The organism is Nodularia chucula CCY0103 (genome assembly GCF_963923915.1).
GTDB classification, from domain to species: domain Bacteria; phylum Cyanobacteriota; class Cyanobacteriia; order Cyanobacteriales; family Nostocaceae; genus Nodularia; species Nodularia chucula.
This window is the reverse complement of the sequence record NZ_CAWUOL010000011.1, coordinates 51,441-73,032: the sequence shown is the minus strand read 5'-3', so window position 1 is coordinate 73,032 and position 21,592 is coordinate 51,441. Positions and strand designations below refer to the sequence as shown.

General features: G+C 42.0%; 17 protein-coding genes. 12 read left to right on the top strand and 5 right to left on the bottom strand.

All coding sequences use genetic code 11. The features are described 5' to 3' along the window. Positions 1–55: 55 nt before the first annotated feature. The 3 genes from ACM0OP_RS05760 (at position 56) to ACM0OP_RS05750 (ending at position 1,874) form a co-directional block, all read left to right on the top strand. Positions 56–271, top strand: coding sequence for a DUF2839 domain-containing protein (locus ACM0OP_RS05760; protein ID WP_414527435.1), 216 nt, complete (start codon positions 56–58; stop codon positions 269–271). A 502-nt stretch (positions 272–773) separates the two neighbouring features. After that, a complete protein-coding gene (locus tag ACM0OP_RS05755; RefSeq protein WP_414527434.1) occupies positions 774–1,118 on the top strand; it encodes a DUF1815 family protein in 345 nt (114 codons plus the stop codon). 255 nt (positions 1,119–1,373) lie between these two features. Then, entirely contained in the window at positions 1,374–1,874 is a 501-nt protein-coding gene (locus ACM0OP_RS05750; RefSeq protein ID WP_414527433.1) for an acyl-CoA thioesterase, read from the top strand. Between the two features lie 266 nt (positions 1,875–2,140). Here ACM0OP_RS05750 and ACM0OP_RS05745 read toward each other — a convergent pair whose 3' ends face one another. From ACM0OP_RS05745 to ACM0OP_RS05735, 3 genes are all read right to left on the bottom strand, one after another. Continuing rightward, on the bottom strand, positions 2,141–2,329 hold the full coding sequence (locus tag ACM0OP_RS05745) for a hypothetical protein (RefSeq protein WP_414527432.1): 189 nt from the start codon (positions 2,327–2,329) through the stop codon (positions 2,141–2,143). Positions 2,330–2,667: 338 nt separating this feature from the next. Next, a complete protein-coding gene (gene dxr, locus ACM0OP_RS05740) occupies positions 2,668–3,876 on the bottom strand; it encodes a 1-deoxy-D-xylulose-5-phosphate reductoisomerase (protein WP_414527445.1) in 1,209 nt (402 codons plus the stop codon). Between the two features lie 71 nt (positions 3,877–3,947). Next, positions 3,948–5,498 carry an ArnT family glycosyltransferase gene (locus ACM0OP_RS05735; RefSeq protein WP_414527431.1) on the bottom strand — a complete coding sequence of 517 codons (1,551 nt, stop codon included), beginning with the start codon at positions 5,496–5,498 and terminating at the stop codon, positions 3,948–3,950. Positions 5,499–6,233: 735 nt separating this feature from the next. On the opposite strand from ACM0OP_RS05735, the gene ACM0OP_RS05730 reads away from it, so the two are divergent. Beyond that, positions 6,234–7,148 carry a polysaccharide deacetylase family protein gene (locus tag ACM0OP_RS05730; RefSeq protein WP_414527430.1) on the top strand — a complete coding sequence of 305 codons (915 nt, stop codon included), beginning with the start codon at positions 6,234–6,236 and terminating at the stop codon, positions 7,146–7,148. A 188-nt stretch (positions 7,149–7,336) separates the two neighbouring features. Here the strand turns inward: ACM0OP_RS05730 and ACM0OP_RS05725 are convergent, their stop codons facing one another. Next, positions 7,337–11,959, bottom strand: coding sequence for a glutamate synthase-related protein (locus tag ACM0OP_RS05725; RefSeq protein WP_414527429.1), 4,623 nt, complete (start codon positions 11,957–11,959; stop codon positions 7,337–7,339). Between the two features lie 844 nt (positions 11,960–12,803). Between ACM0OP_RS05725 and ACM0OP_RS05720 the strand changes: the two genes are divergently transcribed. Beyond that, positions 12,804–14,756 carry a phosphodiester glycosidase family protein gene (locus ACM0OP_RS05720; protein WP_414527428.1) on the top strand — a complete coding sequence of 651 codons (1,953 nt, stop codon included), beginning with the start codon at positions 12,804–12,806 and terminating at the stop codon, positions 14,754–14,756. A gap of 257 nt (positions 14,757–15,013) precedes the next feature. Beyond that, positions 15,014–15,433 carry a phosphomannose isomerase type II C-terminal cupin domain gene (locus ACM0OP_RS05715; protein ID WP_414527427.1) on the top strand — a complete coding sequence of 140 codons (420 nt, stop codon included), beginning with the start codon at positions 15,014–15,016 and terminating at the stop codon, positions 15,431–15,433. Between the two features lie 267 nt (positions 15,434–15,700). Here ACM0OP_RS05715 and ACM0OP_RS05710 read toward each other — a convergent pair whose 3' ends face one another. After that, positions 15,701–15,865 (bottom strand): hypothetical protein, encoded by a 165-nt coding sequence (locus tag ACM0OP_RS05710; protein WP_414527426.1) that lies wholly within the window; start codon positions 15,863–15,865, stop codon positions 15,701–15,703. Here ACM0OP_RS05710 and ACM0OP_RS05705 point away from each other — a divergent pair. The 6 genes from ACM0OP_RS05705 to rpsJ all read left to right on the top strand — a co-directional run bounded on the left by ACM0OP_RS05705 (position 15,864) and on the right by rpsJ (position 21,554). Next, positions 15,864–16,202, top strand: a complete 339-nt coding sequence (locus ACM0OP_RS05705; RefSeq protein ID WP_414527425.1) for a HesB/IscA family protein — start codon at positions 15,864–15,866, stop codon at positions 16,200–16,202. The genes ACM0OP_RS05710 and ACM0OP_RS05705 overlap by 2 nt on opposite strands. 99 nt (positions 16,203–16,301) lie before the next feature. Further along, entirely contained in the window at positions 16,302–16,685 is a 384-nt protein-coding gene (gene rpsL / locus ACM0OP_RS05700) for a 30S ribosomal protein S12 (protein WP_414527424.1), read from the top strand. A 323-nt stretch (positions 16,686–17,008) separates the two neighbouring features. Next, positions 17,009–17,479: a 30S ribosomal protein S7 gene (gene rpsG, locus ACM0OP_RS05695; protein ID WP_414527423.1), complete on the top strand. Its 471-nt coding sequence runs from the start codon at positions 17,009–17,011 to the stop codon at positions 17,477–17,479. Positions 17,480–17,619: 140 nt separating this feature from the next. Next, positions 17,620–19,698, top strand: coding sequence for an elongation factor G (gene fusA, locus ACM0OP_RS05690; protein ID WP_414527422.1), 2,079 nt, complete (start codon positions 17,620–17,622; stop codon positions 19,696–19,698). A gap of 53 nt (positions 19,699–19,751) precedes the next feature. Continuing rightward, positions 19,752–20,981, top strand: a complete 1,230-nt coding sequence (gene tuf / locus ACM0OP_RS05685; RefSeq protein WP_414527421.1) for an elongation factor Tu — start codon at positions 19,752–19,754, stop codon at positions 20,979–20,981. Between the two features lie 255 nt (positions 20,982–21,236). Further along, a complete protein-coding gene (rpsJ, locus tag ACM0OP_RS05680) occupies positions 21,237–21,554 on the top strand; it encodes a 30S ribosomal protein S10 (RefSeq protein WP_006196404.1) in 318 nt (105 codons plus the stop codon). The last annotated feature ends 38 nt before the right edge of the window (positions 21,555–21,592 follow it).

Here is a 21,592-nt window from a genome sequence, read left to right as displayed (position 1 = left end):
GCTATCATCAACCTTGTTACTCGTATATTCCAACCTAATTAAATTATTGCTGATTATGGGTGAAGCAAAGCGTCGTAAAACCACACTCGGAGATAACTACGGTCAAGAAACACGCATCTTGCCTTGGGTTCCCATCACCAAAACCCAATCTGAAAAGTTTATGCAGTTGACTACACGTAGTACCTGGTTCTGTATTGGTGCTATCGTTGTCGCCTGGATAACTATCCGTTTCATCGGTCCAGCTTTTGGTTGGTGGGAAATAGTTAATTAAAACACTCACCGCTATCACAATACCCACTATAGCGGTGTTTTTTCACCTGCAAAACATCTTTTTCCCCCGCACTACTCCCCAGTCCCCAGCTATAAATTCGCCAGCAATACCGAAATAATACTTAATTTATGTCAAAATCTTTACCAGAGGATAATTCGGCAATATATGTCCTAAAAAAATAATAACCGTAAATTTTCTCTTGTTGAGTTACACCAAATTTGCGTTACTCTTAAAACGGAATCTTTTCAGCCAAGCATCTCATCAGACAGAAAAACATAAAAAAAGTTAACATGATTAAATCTGTCTGAGCAGTCAAACTTACAAATTGAATAGTTTGATACCGCAAGCTGATTATTTATCCACTACCCTAAGCAAGGTAGTTAACCTAGTGACTTTATTAAATTCTGGTAAATGTAATGAAGACCTTACAATACCAGTGGATCAAAAAACCTAAAGAAAATATAAAAGAGACCAATATAACTGTGGTGTCTGGAGGAAAAAAGTGTTTCTGAGACTAGCGCATCAACACCGACAATTTGTTCAAGACTTGGTGATGAATCTACAAGCCTTGGCTATTGTACTGGAAAGACGTGGATATCCTGCGTCCTGTTATACCTGCGGCGACCAAATGAATAGTGCTTCATTCATGGTTAGCTTAGGCGACAATCACTTAATTCGATTCTTGGTATCCGATTACGGAATTACTTGGACAGAAATGCGAGATGACCGGGAATTAATGAAACTAGAGGGTGCAGAGGCCATCAACCAGTTGCAAGAACTAGCGAACCTCATCAAAGAATTTACAGATGCGGGTTCCTCTCATAAAACCCTGGCCAAAAAGTGTTAGTGCTGAGTGAGAATAACGGGATACAAGCCCCGTCAATTCGGTAAGTTTTATCGTGAACTTGTCGAACTTCTCAGTGGCTAGTAATTGGTAATAGGTAATTGTGCCTTAAGTGACATTTTCACATTACCTATTTAAAATTACTAAAAATTAATGGACTCATTGCTCAAGTTTCACCTATTTTCAGTGCGTTAATCAATACCTTATGAGAAAATTCTTTCAGATGTGGAAAATACATAGCTGTTAAGAAACTCAAAAATGTCTGAAGAACAAGCAAGACAAGCACAATTACCGCCAACCAGCGCCATTGATACTCCATCCACCCAGGAATTTGAGAGTTGGTTTGAATATCCTGTTAGAGTGCAACCCCATCATACTGATTATGCGGGTGTTGTTTGGCATGGTACTTATTTAACTTGGATGGAAGAAGCAAGAGTAGAATGTTTGAGATCAATTGGGATTGATTTTGCTGATCTAGTCAGTTTAGGCTGTGATTTACCGGTTGTAGAACTGTCTATTCGTTATCATCGTTCAATTCAGTTGGGTACGGCGATAATTCTTAAAACACGTATGACCGAAGTTACTGGTGTCCGCATCAACTGGGATTATGGCATTGTCTCAAATGATGGACAAGAACTATATGTCACAGCTAAGGTGACTTTAGTAGCATTAGATCGGGAACGTGGTAAAATCATGCGTCGCCTACCTCCAACTTTTCAGGATGCATTAACTAGGATTTCTACTGTACATAATAATTAATTAGGGCTTGCGGAAAAAGTCTTCTAGTGCGGGTAGGGAACAGGGAACAGTTTAAGCTATCTGAGTATCTTTAATTTCCTGTATCTGACAAGAAAAAATGCAAGTATTTTGAGACACCATAAGCTAAAACCTTGCACTTTTTTGTGATAAAAATCCGCCAAAACCTTATTAATAAAGGGTTTTATCTTTATTCAACAAGCCCTAATTACAAAAGGATGAAGAATGCAGATGCTAGGGCTGGAATATCCTCTTCTTCATCCTTTATTCTATTGGTTTTGTGAAACAGTGTCAGCCCATTGGATAATCTGATTCCAAATATCTTGAGGTGTAATCCCAAAACCAATATTTAATAAAACTAGTATTGCAGCAATTGTTAAAGCATTCTTCAAAGTAGTTTTGAGAATTTTAAACAAGATAACAAATACTATCCAAGCAACAATTAGGGTAGGAATCATCAATATTAATTCCTGAAAAATATTCTTTTATTTCACAATTACTGAATCCAGATTGTTACACCCATTGATAATATCTATTGTTATTTGTTTAGTAGATTTTTTAGTAATTGTAACCTGTTGATCTTAGCCTATATAGTTAATATTTTTTTCGCTAAATCAGTGAATTGTGAGAAGATATGAGTAAATTTTGCATATTTATTGTTAAGGATATATAAATTTTACCAAATCTCCTATGGATTAATATTTTACCCCAATCCCCAATCCCCAGTCCCCAGTCCCCAGTCCCCAATCCCCAATCCCCAGTCCCCAGTCCCCAATCCCCAATCCCCAATCAGATGTTATCGAGTTGTGGGGTGAAGAGAAATGACCTGAGAACTAGATTGTAAGTTGTTAGCTGCGGTTAAAACTTCTTGCCTAGCCCATTTATCTGCTGCTAAGATATCATCTAGCGCGGGATTTTTACAGTTATCATTTTGATGGCGATCGCACACCAATTCGATACACCGGGGAATATCTAAAAATTGAATTTTCTCTTCTAAAAATAACGCCACAACCTGCTCATTAGCAGCATTTAATACAGCCGGCATTGAACCCCCAGCCTCACCAGCAGCATAAGCCAAGCGCATACAAGGATACTTTTGATGATCTGGTTCCCGGAAAGTTAAATTCCCCGCCTTCACCAAATCTAATCTTTCCCAATCAGTATAAATCCGCTCCGGCCAAGATAAAGCATACAGTAAAGGTAAGCGCATATCCGGCCAACCTAATTGAGCTAAAACAGATGTATCTTGTAACTCAATCAGTGAGTGAATAATACTCTGAGGATGAATCACAATATCAATATCTTTATAATCTAAGCCAAACAAAAAGTGAGCTTCAATTACCTCTAATCCCTTATTCATCAAAGTCGCGGAATCTACAGTAATTTTTCGCCCCATTGACCAATTAGGATGCTTCAAAGCATCAGCAACCTTCACCTCGGCTAACTTTTCTACATCCCAATCACGAAAAGCCCCACCAGAAGCAGTGAGTAAAATTCGCCGCAACCCACCTTGCGGAACACCTTGCAAACACTGAAATATTGCCGAATGTTCCGAATCAGCCGGTAATAGCTTCACACCATGTTTTTCCACCAAAGGTAGAACCACCGGACCACCAGCAATCAAAGTTTCTTTATTCGCCAAAGCGATATCTTTCCCAGCTTCAATGGCCGCAATAGTTGGTAACAAGCCAGCACAACCCACAATACCCGTCACCACAGTTTCTGCATCACCATAACGGGCGACTTCTATCACCCCAGAAATACCACCTAATAAAATTGGTTGGGGATCAAGGTCTTGAATAGCTGCTTGGAGTTCTGGTAATTTTTCCTCAGATGAAATCGCCGCAATACTGGGACGAAACTGGCGAATTTGAGCCGCCAACATCTCAACATTACTTCCAGCAGCCAATCCCACAATCCGAAACTGATCTGGATACTGAGCGACGATATCTAAGGTTTGAGTACCAATGGAGCCAGTCGAACCAACAAGAGTAATAGCTTTCACAATTGCTTTAAAATTTACAAACAACTTCCAGTTTGACATTCTCCCGTCCCAGATGGCGGAAGATTCTCAGATTAATCAGGGGATGGCGAAATTAAGGTAAGTTCTTCAGATGTGCCTAAGATTTCACCACCAGATAAATTGAGATTTTGTAAGCTGGGATCATCTAATAGTAAATAAGATTTATCTGACCATCTTTGTTGTAAAACTGTGATATCTGCGGGAATAACTTGACAATCACAGTAAAAATCTAAACTAGGACGACTATAAGCAAAAGAAGTATAAATTTTTGTCCCTGCTGGAATATGGGCGCGAATTAATTCTGCTACTGGCTTGACTGCAAAGGTTTCGTTTAATTCCCAAATCCAGGATTGAGAACTCATTAATAGTAATAAAACTAGATACATTCCGGAAAATATTACCGGAATAAACCTGCGATCGCACTGTTTAATTAACCATGCTGCTACACTCATACTAATTGCCAAAATTAAGCTCATAGCTATCAATACAGGTTGAGGATCAGCCACAGCAAAGTAAACACATCCTCCTAAACCTGCTAAAGCAATAAGCGCCAAAAATATTGCCCAATACTTGTTAATTAAATGGCTAGACTGCCACACTTGACTGAGTTTCGCCCCAATTGCCAAAGCTAAAAAAGGATAAACTGGCATGATGTACCAAGGTAATTTGGTTCTCATCACAGAAATACTCAGGAAATAAACAATTGTCCCAATGAGAACTAAACAGCCCCAACTTTGATCACGTTCTTTTGCAGCTAAATATAATCCCCCCGGTAAAAATATCAACCAGGGAAAACCATATTTAATTAACTCCACCAAATAATACCAAGCGGGTCCACTATTACCTTCTACAGATTCCACCAGACGGTTAAAGGTTTGTGCCTGCAAATTAATTTCTAAGAAATTACTGCCATAATATTGCCATTGGGCAACATACCAAGCCAAAGGTGCAGCAATACCTAGAAATATTCCCACCCAGAAATAAATATTTTTAGCCAAACTTAATTGTCCGTCGGCAATCACAAATATACAGGCGATCGCCCCCAACAATAACACTAGCATCCCCTTTGTCAGAGTAATTAACCCCAGACAAATGCCCACCCCGAAAGCATAGCGTTGATTTTGCCGGGCTTTCAGGAGAAAAAATAACATCAACAAGAAAAAAGAAATACTCGCACCATCTAGCATCGCCAGTCGTCCATGACGTACCACAGGTAACATAGTTAAATAAACCAAAGCCCCAAACAGCGCCGACAGATTTTGTTTAAATAGCGATCGCCCCACCAAATAGATCAAAGGTACTCCCAAAGCAGTTAATCCTGCACTTGGTAAACGTGTTGTCCACTCATTCACCCCTCCCAGAGAATAAGCCCCAGCAATCAATAAATGAATCAGAGGCGGTTTATTGTGATACGCTTCCCCTCCCAACACAGGATAAAGCCAACCCATCGAACCAACCGGGCTACGCCAAATTTCCCTCGCCACTTGTGCGACAGTCCCTTCATCCCAGTCACGTAAGGGTAAATTTCCCAAAAATATTAGCCAGAGAATCAGAGATCCTACAACTAAGGTGAATAGCCATTCTTTTTCTCGGAATGGAAGCATAATTCAAATCAGCATCGATTGTTGACAGAGTTTAAGAAAACATATAGACATTATTAAATTATTAAGCAATAATTGATTTAAGTATTAATACCGTAAAAGTATACAGGAAAAATTTCAGACTAATTTTATGTATTAGGTATTTTAAGTATCAATATTGATAAAATTACGTAAATCCATCTCAAAATGATTCGGAAGAAATAAGTAAAAAGTATAGGAATTAGCGGCTGAATTTAGCAGCATAATGGGAAACTATATCCAGTTACTCATCGTCCAGCTACTTAGTTGCAAATAACATTTGACACATTGCTAAGTTAAAAAATTAACTTTTACTCAGTAAGTTGGCAATAAAGGCAAGTAGTAAAATCAACTCTAGCTCATAAGTAATTGAAATAGTACGGAAGTCTTTTGGATATTAACCATACCCAGAAAATAACTCCTGAGTATATAGCAGTTCCTCATAAGATGATTTACATCATAGTTCCCCTTCCCTTGGGGTTCAAGTATCTCACTTAACCGAGAAACACTATATGGTTATTGTTGATTTGTAACCAGAATTTCGTGGTTAAATTTGAAACTTGATGAGTTACAGCTTATATGTCAGAAATTTATCTAAATCTGTATCCAAAAGTTCTGGATGAACAGTAAAAATCTCTGTATCTATTATTTAGAAGCAGGTGTGCTATCAAGCACCGTCAGAACTGTGACTGATGGTTCTACCCTTGAAGGAGCTGTGAAGTGGAAAATAACAAGTCGTTTCTCTGGCCACAAGGCATATTAATTGCATTGCTTTTTTTAAGTGCTGCTTTCAGCATGAGTATTATGCTACTCATCCGACTCCATGCTTCTGAGGCTCAGAGCCAACGCAGTACAGGTATAAATATAAATTTATCTCCTGCTAAAGTTGGTACTCAGCAACAATTAGAGGGATTCAAAGCCACTATGCTTACCAGTTGGCAAAAAGAAGCCAATACTAAAGGTTTCGCCTCTACTGCTCCAGTCAGCTTTCAAGGAATAACTATTAATCAAGTTAATCTTAGTCAAGATAAAAAAGTAATTGCACTTACTTTTGATGATGGGCCTTGGCCTGAAACCACGGCACAAGTGCTAGATATCTTGCAAAAAAATAATATTAAAGCGACATTTTTTGTTGTTGGTAGAAATGTCCAGAATTATCCACAGTTAGTTAATAGGTTAATTGCTGAAGGTCACGCTATTGGGAATCATACTTGGCATCATTGGTATCATTTTATGAATCCTGAAGCTGCTGCTTATGAAATTAATCATACTTCTAACTTGATTTATAAAACTGCTGGTGTGAAAACGAATTTGTTTAGACCGCCTGGGGGAATTATGCACAATGGAGTGGCTGATTACGCCAAAAATAGCAGCTATGCCATTATTATGTGGTCTTCTGATTCTTTAGATTATTCTCGTCCCGCAGTCCAGAAGTTAGTAAGTAATGTGTTTAGAAACGCGCAACCTGGTGGGATTGTTTTATTACATGATGGTGGCGGTAATCGTTCTCAAACTGTACAGGCTTTACCAGAAATTATTAATAAGTTTCGCCAGCAAGGTTATAGTTTTGTCACTGTTCCGGAGTTGTTAGCAATGAAGGAAAAGGAACAAAAATTGATGGCGAAACAAAAATGAGGCAGTTAAAGAGGCAGGGGGGCAGGGTGCAGGGTGCAGGGGGGAAAGATTCTTCTCAATACCTAGTCCCTAGTCCCTACTCCCCGATACCCAGTCCCCAATACCCAATACCCAATACCCAATACCCAATACCCAATACCCAATACCCAATACCTAGTCCCTAGTCCCCAGTCCCCAATACCCAGTCCCTACACGGAACTCAATTGTTTTTCGACAACAGCCTGGGGATTTGCTTCTGGGTTATCGGCTTCGGAAGGTGGTACTGCTTGCCAGAATTTAGGCAGATATTCTGACCAATTTTCCAAAATCTTATGGGCTTTTGGTGAACCAGTGCGATCGCTATGAGCTTTAATTAACTCTTGCAGTTGTTTCGCACCTGCTGCTGTCACCACTCGCTGAATTTTGACAATTTCGTGATTAACTAATTCCGGGAAGGAATTTTCTTCATCGAGGAAATAGGCTAGTCCTCCAGTCATCCCTGCGCCCACGTTACGCCCCACTTTGCCGAGGACAACAATCACGCCCCCGGTCATGTACTCACAACAGTGGTCTCCAGCACCTTCAATGACTGCGACACCTTTGGAGTTCCGCACAGCAAAGCGTTCACCGGCTAAACCGTTGGCGAATAATACCCCACCAGTAGCACCATAAAGACAGGTATTACCAACTATCACATTTTCTGCTGGATTGTATTTAGCATCGGCTGGGGGTTTGATAATGATTTCCCCACCGTGCATTCCCTTTCCAACATAGTCGTTGGCTTCTCCTGACAGTGTGAGAATAATACCGGGGAGGTTGAAAGCACCAAAACTTTGCCCAACACTACCGCATAAATTGAGGTTAATTTGACCCTCAAAACCACTATCACCATATTGGGAAGCGATCGCCCCAGCTAACCTTGCGCCCACTGTTCTATCAGTATTAACTACCTGTAAGGTTTTACTGACACTGGATTGATTTTTAATCGCCCGTTGAATTTCCGCATCAGCCAGCAATTGATCATCTAATACCGCACCGTTACTGTGAACTTCTTCATGATTCAACCAGCTACGGTCATGTTTACTATCTGGTAGCTGAAGTAAACAGTTGAGGTTGAGTCCTTGGGTTTTAGTAACTTTAGCCCCATCTCTGGTTGTTAATAAATCAGCCCGACCAACAATATCTAACAAAGAACGGTAGCCGAGTTTTGCCAGTAACTGACGCACTTCTTCTGCAACAAAGTAGAAGAAATTTACAACGTTTTCAGGCATTCCGGTAAAGCGTTTGCGGAGTTCTTCTTTTTGGGAAGCTACACCCACGGGGCAGTTATTGGTGTGGCAAATCCGCGCCATAATACAACCTTCTGCAATCATGGCGATGGAACCAAAACCAAATTCCTCACCACCCATCAACGCACCTATTACTACATCCCAACCACTTTTGAGTCCACCGTCTACACGCAAAATCACGCGATCGCGCAGGCCGTTTTGCATTAATACCCGATGTACTTCACTTAATCCGAGTTCCCAAGGAGAACCAGCGTGTTTAATGGAACTTAGTGGTGATGCACCTGTGCCACCATCATGACCAGATATTTGAATAATGTCAGCGTTGGCTTTGGCTACACCCGCAGCGATGGTTCCAATACCAATTTCCGCCACCAACTTCACTGATACCTGGGCTTTGGGGTTAATTTGGTGCAGGTCAAAAATTAACTGTGCTAAATCTTCAATGGAATAAATATCATGGTGCGGTGGCGGTGAAATTAAAGTTACACCGGGTTTGGAACGCCGTAACATGGCAATGTAAGGACTAACTTTTGGCCCTGGTAGTTGTCCACCTTCCCCAGGTTTTGCACCTTGGGCAATTTTAATTTCAATCTGTCTGGCGCTGCTTAAATATCCTGGTGTGACTCCAAAGCGTCCTGATGCGACCTGCTTAATGGCACTAGAAGCGGTGTCACCATTCCGTAAGCCATGTAAATGCGGTAAAGTGGGTGATTTACCAGCACTATCTACATCACCGAGAACTTTATACCTGACTGGATCTTCGCCACCTTCCCCAGAGTTGGATTTTCCTCCGATGCGGTTCATGGCGATCGCCAAAGTTTCATGAGCTTCTCTAGACAATGCGCCTAAAGACATTCCCCCAGTGCAGAACCGTTTGACAATCTCACTGACTGATTCCACTTCTTCTAAAGGAATAGAGGGGCGATCGCTTTCAAAATCCAACAAATCACGCAAAGCTGTAATTGGCCTGCCTTGCAGATGTTGTTTATAAACCTCATAGTGGTCATATTGCTTCCCATCCACAGCCTTATGCAGCGCCTTCGCCAGTTCCGGATTATTCATGTGGTATTCACCCTTGGGGAAATACTGCACAAAACCCAAATTTTCTAACTTCTTCACCGTCAGTTCTGGAAAAGCCTTGCGATGGAAAGAAAGTACCTCTTGTGCCAATTCCCGCACACTCAAACCACCAATCCGGGAAGCTGTGCCATAAAATCCCAACGCCAATAAATCGCCACCAATCCCAATTGCTTCAAAAATTTGGGCTGCTTGATAGCTAGACAGCAAAGAAATTCCCATTTTTGAGAGAATTTTCAGCAACCCAGAATTTACCGCTTTGCGATAATTACCTAAAGCCTCATCTAAGCTAATCGCCGGGATTTTACCCCGTTCCATAAACTTTTGAGTTTTTGGTTCCCACCACCAATCCCGCAGGGTATCCAAAGCAGTGTAAGGACAAACAGCATCCACACCATAACCAATCAAACAGGCAAAATGATGTGTACTCCAGCACTGGGCTGTATTCACAATCAGCGAGGTTTTGGTTCGCAATCCTTCCCGAATCAGATGATGATGTACAGCACCTGCCGCTAACAAAGGAGGAATATAAGTATATTCAGCACTAATACTCTTTCCTCCTGCCAGATGATCGCTCAAAATCAAAATTTTTGCCCCCGCCTTGACAGATTCCACAGCTTGTGACTGTAAAGACCGCACGGCATTTTGCAAACCATCTGGACCATCTGCGATCGCAAACAAAGTGGAAATTTCCGCCGTCGCCAACCCAGATAAGTGAATCGCCGCCAATTCTGACTCCAGCAACACAGGGGATTCTAACTTCAGTTTTCGGGCGTGTTCTGGCTTCACTTCCAATAAATTACCCCGTTCCCCCAATTCCACATTCAAAGACATCACCAACTTTTCCCGTAACGGGTCAATAGCTGGGTTAGTCACCTGAGCAAAACGCTGTTTGAAATAGTCATACAGCAAGTGGGGTTTTTCTGACAACACCGCCAAAGGAATATCATCACCCATGCAGAAAGTTGGTTCTTTACCCTCAACCGCCATTGGTTGAATCACCATTTCCACATCTTCTGTAGTGTAGCCAAAAGCTAATTGATGACGTAGTAAAGTTTCTTTGTCAACTTGCTGTTTTTCGCCAGATTCCTTCACTAAATGTTTGAGTTCTTGGCGATATTCCTTTAACCATTCTCCATAGGGATACTGTTGGGCGACACGCTGTTTAATCTCCCAATTTTTCAGAACTTCTTGCTTCACTAAATCCACAGCAATCATTTGTCCAGGGCCAAGTCTGCCTTTTTCAATAATCTTGGACTCTGGAATCTCAACTACACCCGCCTCTGAAGCGACAATAATATAATCATCTTCAGTAATTACATAACGAGCTGGTCTTAAACCATTCCGGTCTAATGTTGCCCCAACTGTTTCACCATCACTAAATACTAACAGCGCCGGGCCATCCCATGCTTCTTGTAAACCACTGTAATATTCATAAAAATCGACAATTTCTGGATATTTAGCCAAAGAAGGCTGATTTTGATAAGCCTCTGGCACCATGATCATTAAACCTTCCAGGCTGCTTCGTCCCGATCGCACCATTAATTCCAAGACGTTATCCAGAGTCGCTGAGTCACTATTATCAATGTGAACCAACGGCTTGAATTGATCAGCACGATCTCCCCATACCGGATGATTTAAACTGGCTTCCCTTGCCGTCATCCAATTAATATTACCCAATAGGGTATTAATTTCACCATTGTGACCCAATAGCCGCATCGGTTGCGCCAAAGGCCATTTCGGCATAGTGTTAGTGCTAAAGCGCCGATGGTAAACAGCAAAAGCACTTTTATAAGCCGGATTTTTTAAATCCAAATAAAACTCACCCAAAATCGCGGAACGCACCATGCCTTTATAGACAATAGTCCGACTAGACAAAGAACAAATATAAAACTCTTCGGAAATATCTTTTGTAGCTTTGAAGATTCTTCTGCGAGTAATATACAGTTCTCTTTCTAATTCTTCGCCACTCTTATTAGCTGATGACAGAAAAACTTGTTCTATCTGCGGTTGATTTTCTCTAGCTTGTTTCCCTAATAAATCAGGTTGCACTGGAACTTCTCGCCAACCCAGTACAGTTAATTTCTCTTCTGCGGCTATTTCTGCAAATTTTGCCTTAATGTTTTGGGCAACTTCGGGATTTTGCGGTAAAAATACCATTCCCACTGCTACATTGCCAGAGGAATATTCTGGTTGGAACAACTCCCAGGGTATGGCTGTCAATATTCCTGCACCATCACCAGAATCTTGGTCAGCACTACAACCACCCCGGTGTTCTAAGCAAGTCAAAGCCCCTAACGCTTTGGTGACAATTTCGTGGCTGGCATGATTCTGACGATGAGCAATAAAACCTACACCACAAGCATCCCGTTCTTCTACTAACCACCTTTGTCCCTGATAGTTTTCCTGAGAGTTCATATCTGAAATGTTCATACTTTGTGATTGATGCATCGCTTTATCTTTCATAGCTTCTGAGATGGTTAGTCACAAATACTGGCAATATTTGTGAGAAAATTTTGCTAAGTCCTGAGCGTAGCCCAAGGGCTAAAGTTGGTTCCCTGAGAAATACATAAATAACCGAAATTTACGGAAAAAAAATTTTAACTGCGGATTCTTTTCTGCTTTGACCGTGTTAAAATCTTTGAGTTATTTTTTTATATTTTATGTTTTAATCCTAAGTTAGACAAATTACCTTTGATGGCGTAACTTGGCTCTAGCCATAGTTATTTTTGCTCAATTGTCTCTTCCCTAAATCCCATGATTTTTTTGGTAAAACTTGTTTTACTTCCCCATAATACAACTTAGTTTTAAAGGCTGAAATCATCCTGATATATCTCCAAAACCAGCGTATTACACAACATACACATTTGACAATTACTCAAAATATCCGTTGTTGTAGATAATTTTTTTGTTTGCTGATCAGGTGATATTTCCCCACTGAAAATTTGTGAGGAATAAATATTTTAAACCAGTTTCCAGTAATAAAACTACTGTTTATGGAAAGACTGACTCTACTGATGGTTACAACACTTAGTAACAGTGCTTGTAATGGGTATGATTACTGGTTGAACTTGGGAAGAGATAGATATCCAATATATACAATATCATATCTATTCACAAAATAAATCAGTATTTTTTTTAGATTTCCCCACAATTAGTTATAGTAACAGTCAGGTTGGTGAGGACAAAAACAAATAGTAAAAACCTTGCTATGCGTGAGTTTCAGTCCTGTAATGGAGTGATCTGACCGCCGGATGTCCTGCTATAGCTGATGACTGGGCTAAGAGTTCCCAAAAGTGATGATTAAATTATGGTAAAAATGTTAAATCGCCGCAGAAAACATCACAGGGCTATTGCCAGAAAGGTGAATCAACGGTTATTTCGGTATCTAGGGGTGACAATTTTAGGAATTATATTCTGCTTATTTGCTAGCCATGCTCTCAGCGCCCAAGAATTGCCTAATGCTGAAGGGGGTGCAGATTTGATTGTCCAGTCCTCTCATACTCCCAGGGGAACATTGATGACGGGGAACCAAATTAGCCTCAATGGTCGCACCTTACCAGGGGCTTGGTTGCAGGAACCAGGAACAGGCGGGGAAGTGAGAACTCATCTGAGTGATGGGGCATTGCGCCAATTCATTGGGGTAGATTTGTTAAGCAGCAATAATACTGCCAGTCAACCAGTAGAGTGGTTTTCATCGGCTAATCAACCACTGGTTTTAGCCAGTAAGTTACTTCCAGGATATCGCTATCTGGACATGACTAATTTTGCTCAAAAAGCAGGTTGGCGGTTTCAAGCTAATGGTAATATTTTGGCGATCGCCATGCCGCCAGCTGAAATCAAAAATATTCGTCAAAGTCAGCAATCTTCAGGTGTTACCAATCCTCCGTTCCGGTCAGCCCGCATTGTCTTAGATTTAGATCGTCCCGCACCTTGGCAACTTTCCCAAGGCTTACCCATCACCCCATCCACTAACTCCCCCAACCCAACCCCCCAACCCAATAGAGAATGGGTAGTAGCTGTAGATGGTATTACCGCTCCTGCTTTAAGTCAACAATACGCCCCGTCAACATCAGCACAAAGAACCGCCGCCATAGTTAGACAATTAGAAGTCATCAACAACCGCACAATTATTAGTCTCAGTGTCCCTTTTGGGATGTCGCCGCAAGTTTTGACTTTAGCAGACCCCCATCGTTTAGTAATTGATCTTGGTTACGATTCTCTAGTCCAAAGAGAGATTAATTGGTCTCCAGGATTGCGCTGGCGACAGCAATTGGTCAACTTAGGTACAGAAAGATTTCCCATAGTTTGGTTAGATATTAATCCCCGCCAAGCTGGGTTAAGTTTAAAACCCATCACCACCAACCCCACCAACCAGGCTGGTATTGCACCCCTAATTCAAATGGCACAGCAGCATTTAGCTGTAGCCGCAGTCAACGCTGGTTATTTCAACCGTAATAATCAATTACCTTTAGGTGCAATTCGTCGGGATGGTCAGTGGTTATCAGGGCCAATTCTCAATCGGGGGGCGATCGCCTGGAATGACTCTGGACAATTTTATTTCGGTCGTCTGGCCTTACAAGAAACTTTAATTGCTGCCAACAATCAAAAATTCCCGATTCTATTTCTGAATAGTGGCTATGTTCAAAGTGGAATTGCTCGTTATACACCCAGTTGGGGAAATAGCTACACGCCGTTAACAAATAACGAAATTATCATAGTTGTTCAAAAAGATAGAATCACAAATCAGTTACCGGGTGGTAAAGCTGGTGAAAGAGCAGTTTCTATTCCCCAAGATGGCTACTTATTAACTTTACGTGCCGATGCCACTAGTACAGCATCACAATTACCCATTGGCACGACATTGAGCATTAATAGTAATACTAATTCTCCGGAATTTAACCGCTATCCCCACATCATGGGAGCGGGTCCACTGTTAGTCCAAAACAATCAAATTGTTCTCGATGCGGCAAGGGAACAATTCACTCCGGCTTTTATTAATCAACGAGCTGCTCGCAGTGCTATTTGCACAACAACAAATGGTTCTTTGATGCTTGCTGCTGTACATAATCGTGCTGGTGGACTAGGGCCAACTTTAGCCGAACACGCCCAATTAATGAAAAATATTGGTTGTGTAAATGCTCTGAATTTAGACGGTGGTAGTTCCACTAGTCTTTATTTAGGTGGACAACTACTAGACCGTTCCCCAAATACTGCTGCACGTGTTCACAATGGTATTGGGGTGTTTTTACAGTCACCTTAATTAGGCACTAGGGACTGGGGGAAGATGGTAAGTTTATAGTTTTTTTTAAAGGAAAGCAGAAGCTGATAGTTTTTCTATGAAGAATTGACATAGAAAGTGTAGTTTTGGCAGTCATTCTTTCAGGTTTCAGTTGAATTTTGCTATCTTAAGCAAGGTGGAAATAAATTATTCATTTTTACGGTTGCAACACTAAGCAAAATTTTTCCATTAATAGTTAAGAGTGACGACAATTTTTTATGTAGACCAATGAGGTAAATATGGCTCAAATTTCAGAGACTAGACAAACTGACACTCTGCCTCTACCCGTTGCGATCGCTAATAAAAGCGTTGCTGCAACTGAACTGCGTCCTTGGGGTGCTTTTACAGTTTTGGAAGAAGGTCGCGGATATAAAATTAAACGCATCGAAGTTAAGCCTGGACACCGCCTGAGTCTGCAAATGCACCATCACCGCAGTGAACACTGGATAGTTGTCTCTGGTACCGCGAAGGTAATTTGTGGTGATCAAGAAGTACTCCTCAGTAACAATGAGTCCACCTATGTTCCCCAATGTACGTCCCATCGTCTAGAGAATCCTGGTGTGATTCCTTTAGTATTAATTGAAGTCCAGAATGGCGAATACTTGGGCGAAGATGATATTATTCGCTACCAAGATGATTATGCTCGTACTGAAGATTAACCCAATCAACGGCAATCTCCATCTGTATATCCAGTGGAGTATTCCCCGTGTCTTGAACGCGGGGGTTTTTTATTCAGTAAATTTTGGGATGTTTGAGCAAATTTTTAGTTATGGCTTGGGGAGTGGCGAGTAGGGAGTAGGGAGTAGGGTTAAAGCCTTTCGGTGTTTAACTTTTATGATCAGTTTACGTCCTAACGTGTATGCGTAGTGCCATACAAGAGTTAACAATATCTGTTAAAATAACTAAATTACCAAATTAAATCTCAGTCAAAAAATTAAGGCTAAGATAGAGGGTGATGGTTGATTTATTGATGAGTAAATCAGCAACAAAATCTCAGCAATGAGAATCACAAAGAATCTCTCATAGCCAGAATGAGTATTTTCATCCCCAGCAGCAGTGGGGCTTTTGTTAATTGCCAAAGTTAATTCCATGATTCATTTGAGTCAAGCAGCCATAAATGAAATTAAGCGATTACAGTTAAAGCAGCAGCCAAATAGTTTATTGAGAATCACCATTAAGCTAGGTGGCTGTTCTGGTCAGTTTTATGATATGTCTTTTGATCAAACTGTAAAAGTTAATGATCATGTTTTTGATGTGAACGAGATGCAGGTTGTGATCGATAGTCACAGCTATAGTTACGTACAGGAGTTGGGATTAGATTATTCAGAAGATTTGATGGGTGGGGGATTTCGGTTCAATAACCCTCAAGCGATCGCCATCTGTGGCTGTGGTAATTCATTCTCCATTGCTCAGTCCAACTCCGTATAGCTAAAAAAAATCTATAAGTTTGACATAAAAGCTAAAAAAAAGATATAATCAGGATTTGTTAAAAGTTAGAACCATAAGCAGCTTTACGCGCTGTAACTCATGCCAACAATACAGCAACTTATACGTAATGAGCGCGAACAAGCGCGTCAGAAAACCAAATCTCCAGCTCTAAAACAATGCCCACAACGTCGGGGTGTTTGTACTAGAGTATACACAACCACACCGAAAAAACCGAACTCAGCCCTACGTAAAGTAGCAAGGGTAAGGTTGACATCTGGTTTTGAAGTAACAGCTTATATTCCAGGTATCGGTCATAACCTGCAAGAACATTCAGTAGTAATGATTCGTGGCGGTCGGGTAAAAGATTTACCAGGTGTGAGATACCACATTATTCGTGGAACCTTAGACACGGCTGGAGTCAAAGACCGTAAGCAAGGGCGTTCCAAGTACGGAACCAAGCGTCCAAAAGCAGCAACCAAATAGCAAATAAGCCGTTAATGCTCTGGAGTGGCGACTAAGCCGATTTCCAGAAAGCGCTTGCTGTGACAAAAAAGTGCTAAATCCTGAATAAAGCGGGAAACTAGCTCATTCTAAGCATTATCCAGCCAAGGGTTTGCATCTAAATATAAAAGTTTATGATGTTGTCGCCTTCTCTAGTTGTAGTGGGCAAATTAACCAGTGAGTCTGACTACAACAGTAGAGAGAAAAAGACAAAATTAAATGGTGGCTTTAATCGGCCATATATCCAGATATCCAGTGTCTGATAGCATATAAGTTCGTTGCCAAATCAGAATTAAAGGTGAAGTATGTCTCGTCGTGGTGTTATTCAAAGGCGTCCAGTTCCGCCTGATTCCGTATATAACAGTCGCCTGGTAAGCATGATAATCCGGCGAGTGATGCGTCATGGAAAGAAATCACTAGCCGCTAGGCTGGTTTATGATGCCATGAAAACTATTGAAGAACGCACTGGCGCTGCTCCTTTAGAAACCTTTGAAAGAGCAGTGCGAAACGCCACACCTTTAGTAGAAGTAAAAGCGCGTCGAGTAGGTGGAGCCACCTATCAAGTACCGATGGAAGTCCGCTCAGACAGGGGTACAACCCTAGCTTTGCGCTGGCTAGTAAAATTTTCTCGGTCTAGACCCGGCCGCACAATGGCAAGTAAATTAGCGAATGAGTTAATGGATGCTGCCAACGAAACCGGGAATGCAATTCGGAAACGGGAAGAAACACACCGGATGGCAGAAGCTAACAAAGCTTTTGCACACTATCGTTACTAAGAAACATAGGGGTATATCGCCGAAAAAGCGGTATATCGCCCACTAAAAACAACAAATACGGTTTTCCGTAGAAGTATAGAATCTTAACAAAGAGTAATATACAAGATATCATGATGCAAAAACTATAATAGGAGGCTACTGTGGCACGTACCATCCCGCTAGAGAAAGTACGCAATATCGGTATTGCGGCGCATATAGATGCGGGCAAGACAACAACAACCGAGAGAATACTTTTTTACTCTGGCATAATTCATAAAATTGGCGAAGTTCATGAAGGAACTGCCGTCACCGACTGGATGGCTCAGGAGCGTGAACGGGGAATTACCATCACTGCTGCTGCAATCAGTACCAGTTGGAAAGATCATCAAATTAACATTATCGATACTCCAGGACACGTTGACTTCACAATTGAAGTAGAACGTTCCATGCGCGTGTTAGATGGCGTAATCGCAGTATTTTGTTCCGTAGGTGGTGTGCAACCACAGTCGGAAACAGTGTGGCGACAAGCAGACCGCTATAAAGTACCCCGTATCGCCTTCATTAACAAAATGGATCGTACAGGGGCCAACTTCTATAGAGTTCACGAGCAGATGCGCGATCGCCTGCGGGCTAATGCCATTGCCATTCAACTGCCAATTGGTAGCGAAACTGAATTTAGCGGCATCGTTGATCTGGTACGGCAACGTGCCTATATTTATAACAACGACGAAGGCACAGATATCGAAGAAACAGATATCCCCGCCGAAATGCAAGAGAAGGCAGCCGAATACCGTACCAAGTTGATAGAAGCTGTGGCAGAAACCAGCGACGTTCTGATGAATAAGTACTTCGAGGGAGAAGAACTTACAGAAGCAGAAATTCGTACAGCCCTGCGTAAAGGTACAATTGCGGGTAAGATTGTGCCGGTACTTTGCGGCTCGGCATTTAAAAACAAAGGCGTGCAGTTGATGCTGGATGCAGTGGTAGATTATCTGCCAGCACCAACTGAAGTACCAGCAATTCAAGGTACATTACCCAATGGGGAAACGGTGGAGCGCAGAGCTGATGATGAAGAACCTTTATCAGCTCTGGCGTTCAAGATTATGGCCGACCCTTATGGTCGTCTCACCTTTGTTCGTGTTTATTCTGGTGTTCTAAAGAAAGGTAGCTACGTTCTTAATGCTACCAAGAACAAAAAAGAACGCATTTCCCGTCTGGTCATTTTGAAAGCAGATGAACGCATGGACGTGGACGAAATGCGGGCTGGCGATTTAGGAGCAGCATTGGGGTTAAAAGATACCTTAACAGGTGATACTATCACTGATGAAGGATCACCAGTAATTCTGGAATCTCTATTCATTCCTGAACCTGTTATTTCGGTAGCGGTTGAACCCAAAACCAAGAATGACATGGACAAGCTCTCCAAAGCTCTGCAATCTCTTTCCGAAGAAGACCCCACCTTCCGCGTTCACGTTGATCCGGAAACGAATCAAACCGTGATTGCCGGCATGGGAGAGCTACACCTAGAAATTCTGGTAGACCGGATGTTACGAGAATTCAAAGTAGAAGCGAACGTTGGTGCGCCGCAAGTAGCTTACCGTGAAACAATTCGTAAACAAGTCTCCAAAATTGAAGGGAAATTCATTCGCCAAAGTGGTGGTAAAGGTCAATATGGTCACGTTGTGATCAATTTGGAACCAGGCGAACCCGGTACGGGCTTTGAATTTGTTTCTAAGATTGTCGGTGGTACTGTACCTAAAGAGTACATTAGCCCCGCAGAACAAGGAATGAAAGAAAGCTGCGAATCAGGAGTACTCGCTGGGTATCCACTGATTGATGTGAAAGCAACTTTAATTGATGGGTCATACCACGATGTAGACTCTTCAGAAATGGCTTTCAAAATTGCTGGCTCAATGGCAATGAAAGAGGCAGTGTTGAAAGCTTCACCTGTACTTTTAGAACCTATGATGAAAGTTGAGGTGGAAGTTCCCGAAAACTACCTTGGGGATGTAATGGGCGACCTGAACTCCCGTCGTGGGCAAATTGAAGGTATGGGATCTGATGATGGTCTTGCCAAAGTAACTGCTAAAGTCCCATTGGCAGAAATGTTTGGCTACGCTACTGATATCCGCTCCAAGACCCAAGGACGAGGTATCTTCTCAATGGAATTTAGCCACTATGAAGAAGTACCTCGGAACGTGGCTGAAGCAATCATAGCGAAAAGCAAAGGGAACGCTTAATAAACCCCGCCCTTAAGGGCGAGGTCTCATAAAAAAAAAGGAAACGAGCATTCATGGCACGCGCAAAGTTTGAAAGGACTAAACCACACGTTAATATCGGTACAGTTGGCCACGTTGATCATGGCAAAACTACTTTAACAGCAGCTATTACTATGACTCTGGCTGCTATGGGTCAGGCTACAGGTAAAGGCTATGACCAAATTGATAATGCTCCCGAAGAAAAAGCACGGGGTATTACCATTAATACGGCTCACGTTGAGTATGAAACCGGCGATCGGCACTATGCTCACGTAGATTGTCCAGGACACGCTGATTATGTGAAAAACATGATCACTGGTGCGGCACAAATGGATGGTGGTATCCTCGTAGTTTCTGCTGCTGATGGCCCCATGCCCCAAACCCGTGAACATATCCTGCTGGCAAAGCAAGTTGGTGTTCCCAGTCTAGTTGTCTTCTTGAACAAAGAAGATATGGTAGATGACGCAGAATTACTAGAATTGGTGGAATTGGAAGTCCGGGAGCTATTATCTAGCTACGATTTTCCTGGTGATGACATTCCTATCGTTACAGGTTCTGGTCTGAAAGCACTGGAAGCAATGACTGCTAACCCTAAAACTCAAAAGGGTGAAAATCCTTGGGTAGACAAAATCTACGCTCTGATGGACGCAGTAGATTCCTACATTCCTACTCCTGACCGGGCTGTAGATAAGCCCTTCTTGATGGCTGTGGAAGACGTGTTCTCTATTACAGGTCGTGGTACTGTTGCTACCGGTCGGATTGAACGTGGTGTAGTGAAAGTGGGCGACAACGTCGAATTGGTGGGTATCAGAGACACTCGCAACACCACTGTCACCGGAATTGAGATGTTCAAGAAGAGTCTTGATCAAGGTATGGCTGGAGATAACGCTGGTGTACTGCTACGCGGTATCCAAAAGGCTGATATTGAACGCGGTATGGTAATCGCCAAGCCCGGTTCTATTACTCCTCACACTCAATTTGAAGGTGAAGTGTACGTACTGACAGAAAAAGAAGGCGGCCGCAAAACTCCATTTTTCTCTGGCTACCGTCCTCAGTTTTACGTGCGGACAACTGATGTAACTGGAACAATCACAGCTTTTACTTCCGATGATGGTAGTGAAGCAGAAATGGTGATGCCAGGCGATCGCATCAAAATGACAGTGGAACTGATCAACGCGATCGCTATTGAGCAAGGAATGCGCTTCGCTATTCGTGAAGGTGGCCGCACAATTGGTGCTGGTGTCGTCTCTAAAATTGTGAAGTAACACTTTTTCGTTCCATAACATAGGAGCAGAGATGGTAAAATTCGTCTCTGCTCCTTTCTCTTCCATCTATGAAGAGGAGTGGGGCATACAGAATAGAGAGTAAGGTCTAGTAGGAAATAGGCAACAGGCGAAAAACTCCCTAATTGTCAGGGTTGAATTATATGTTTTCGTCCCCCTGAATTGACTACTCACTATTCCCCACTCCCCACTCACTACTCACTACTCCCCCACTAATCAGAACCTGGAAAATTAAAGATGGCAACTCTACAGCAGCAAAAAATTAGAATTCGTTTACAGGCTTTTGACCGTCGCTTATTAGACACATCTTGCGAGAAGATTGTAGATACAGCTAACAGAACTAACGCTACAGCCATAGGTCCAATCCCCTTACCCACCAAACGCAAAATCTACTGTGTGCTGCGATCGCCTCACGTAGATAAGGATGCACGGGAACACTTTGAAACCCGCACCCATCGCCGGATTATTGACATTTATCAGCCTTCTTCTAAAACTATTGATGCCCTGATGAAACTAGATTTACCCTCTGGTGTGGACATTGAAGTAAAACTATAATCTAGTCACTGATGATTAGTACTCAGTCATTAACACTG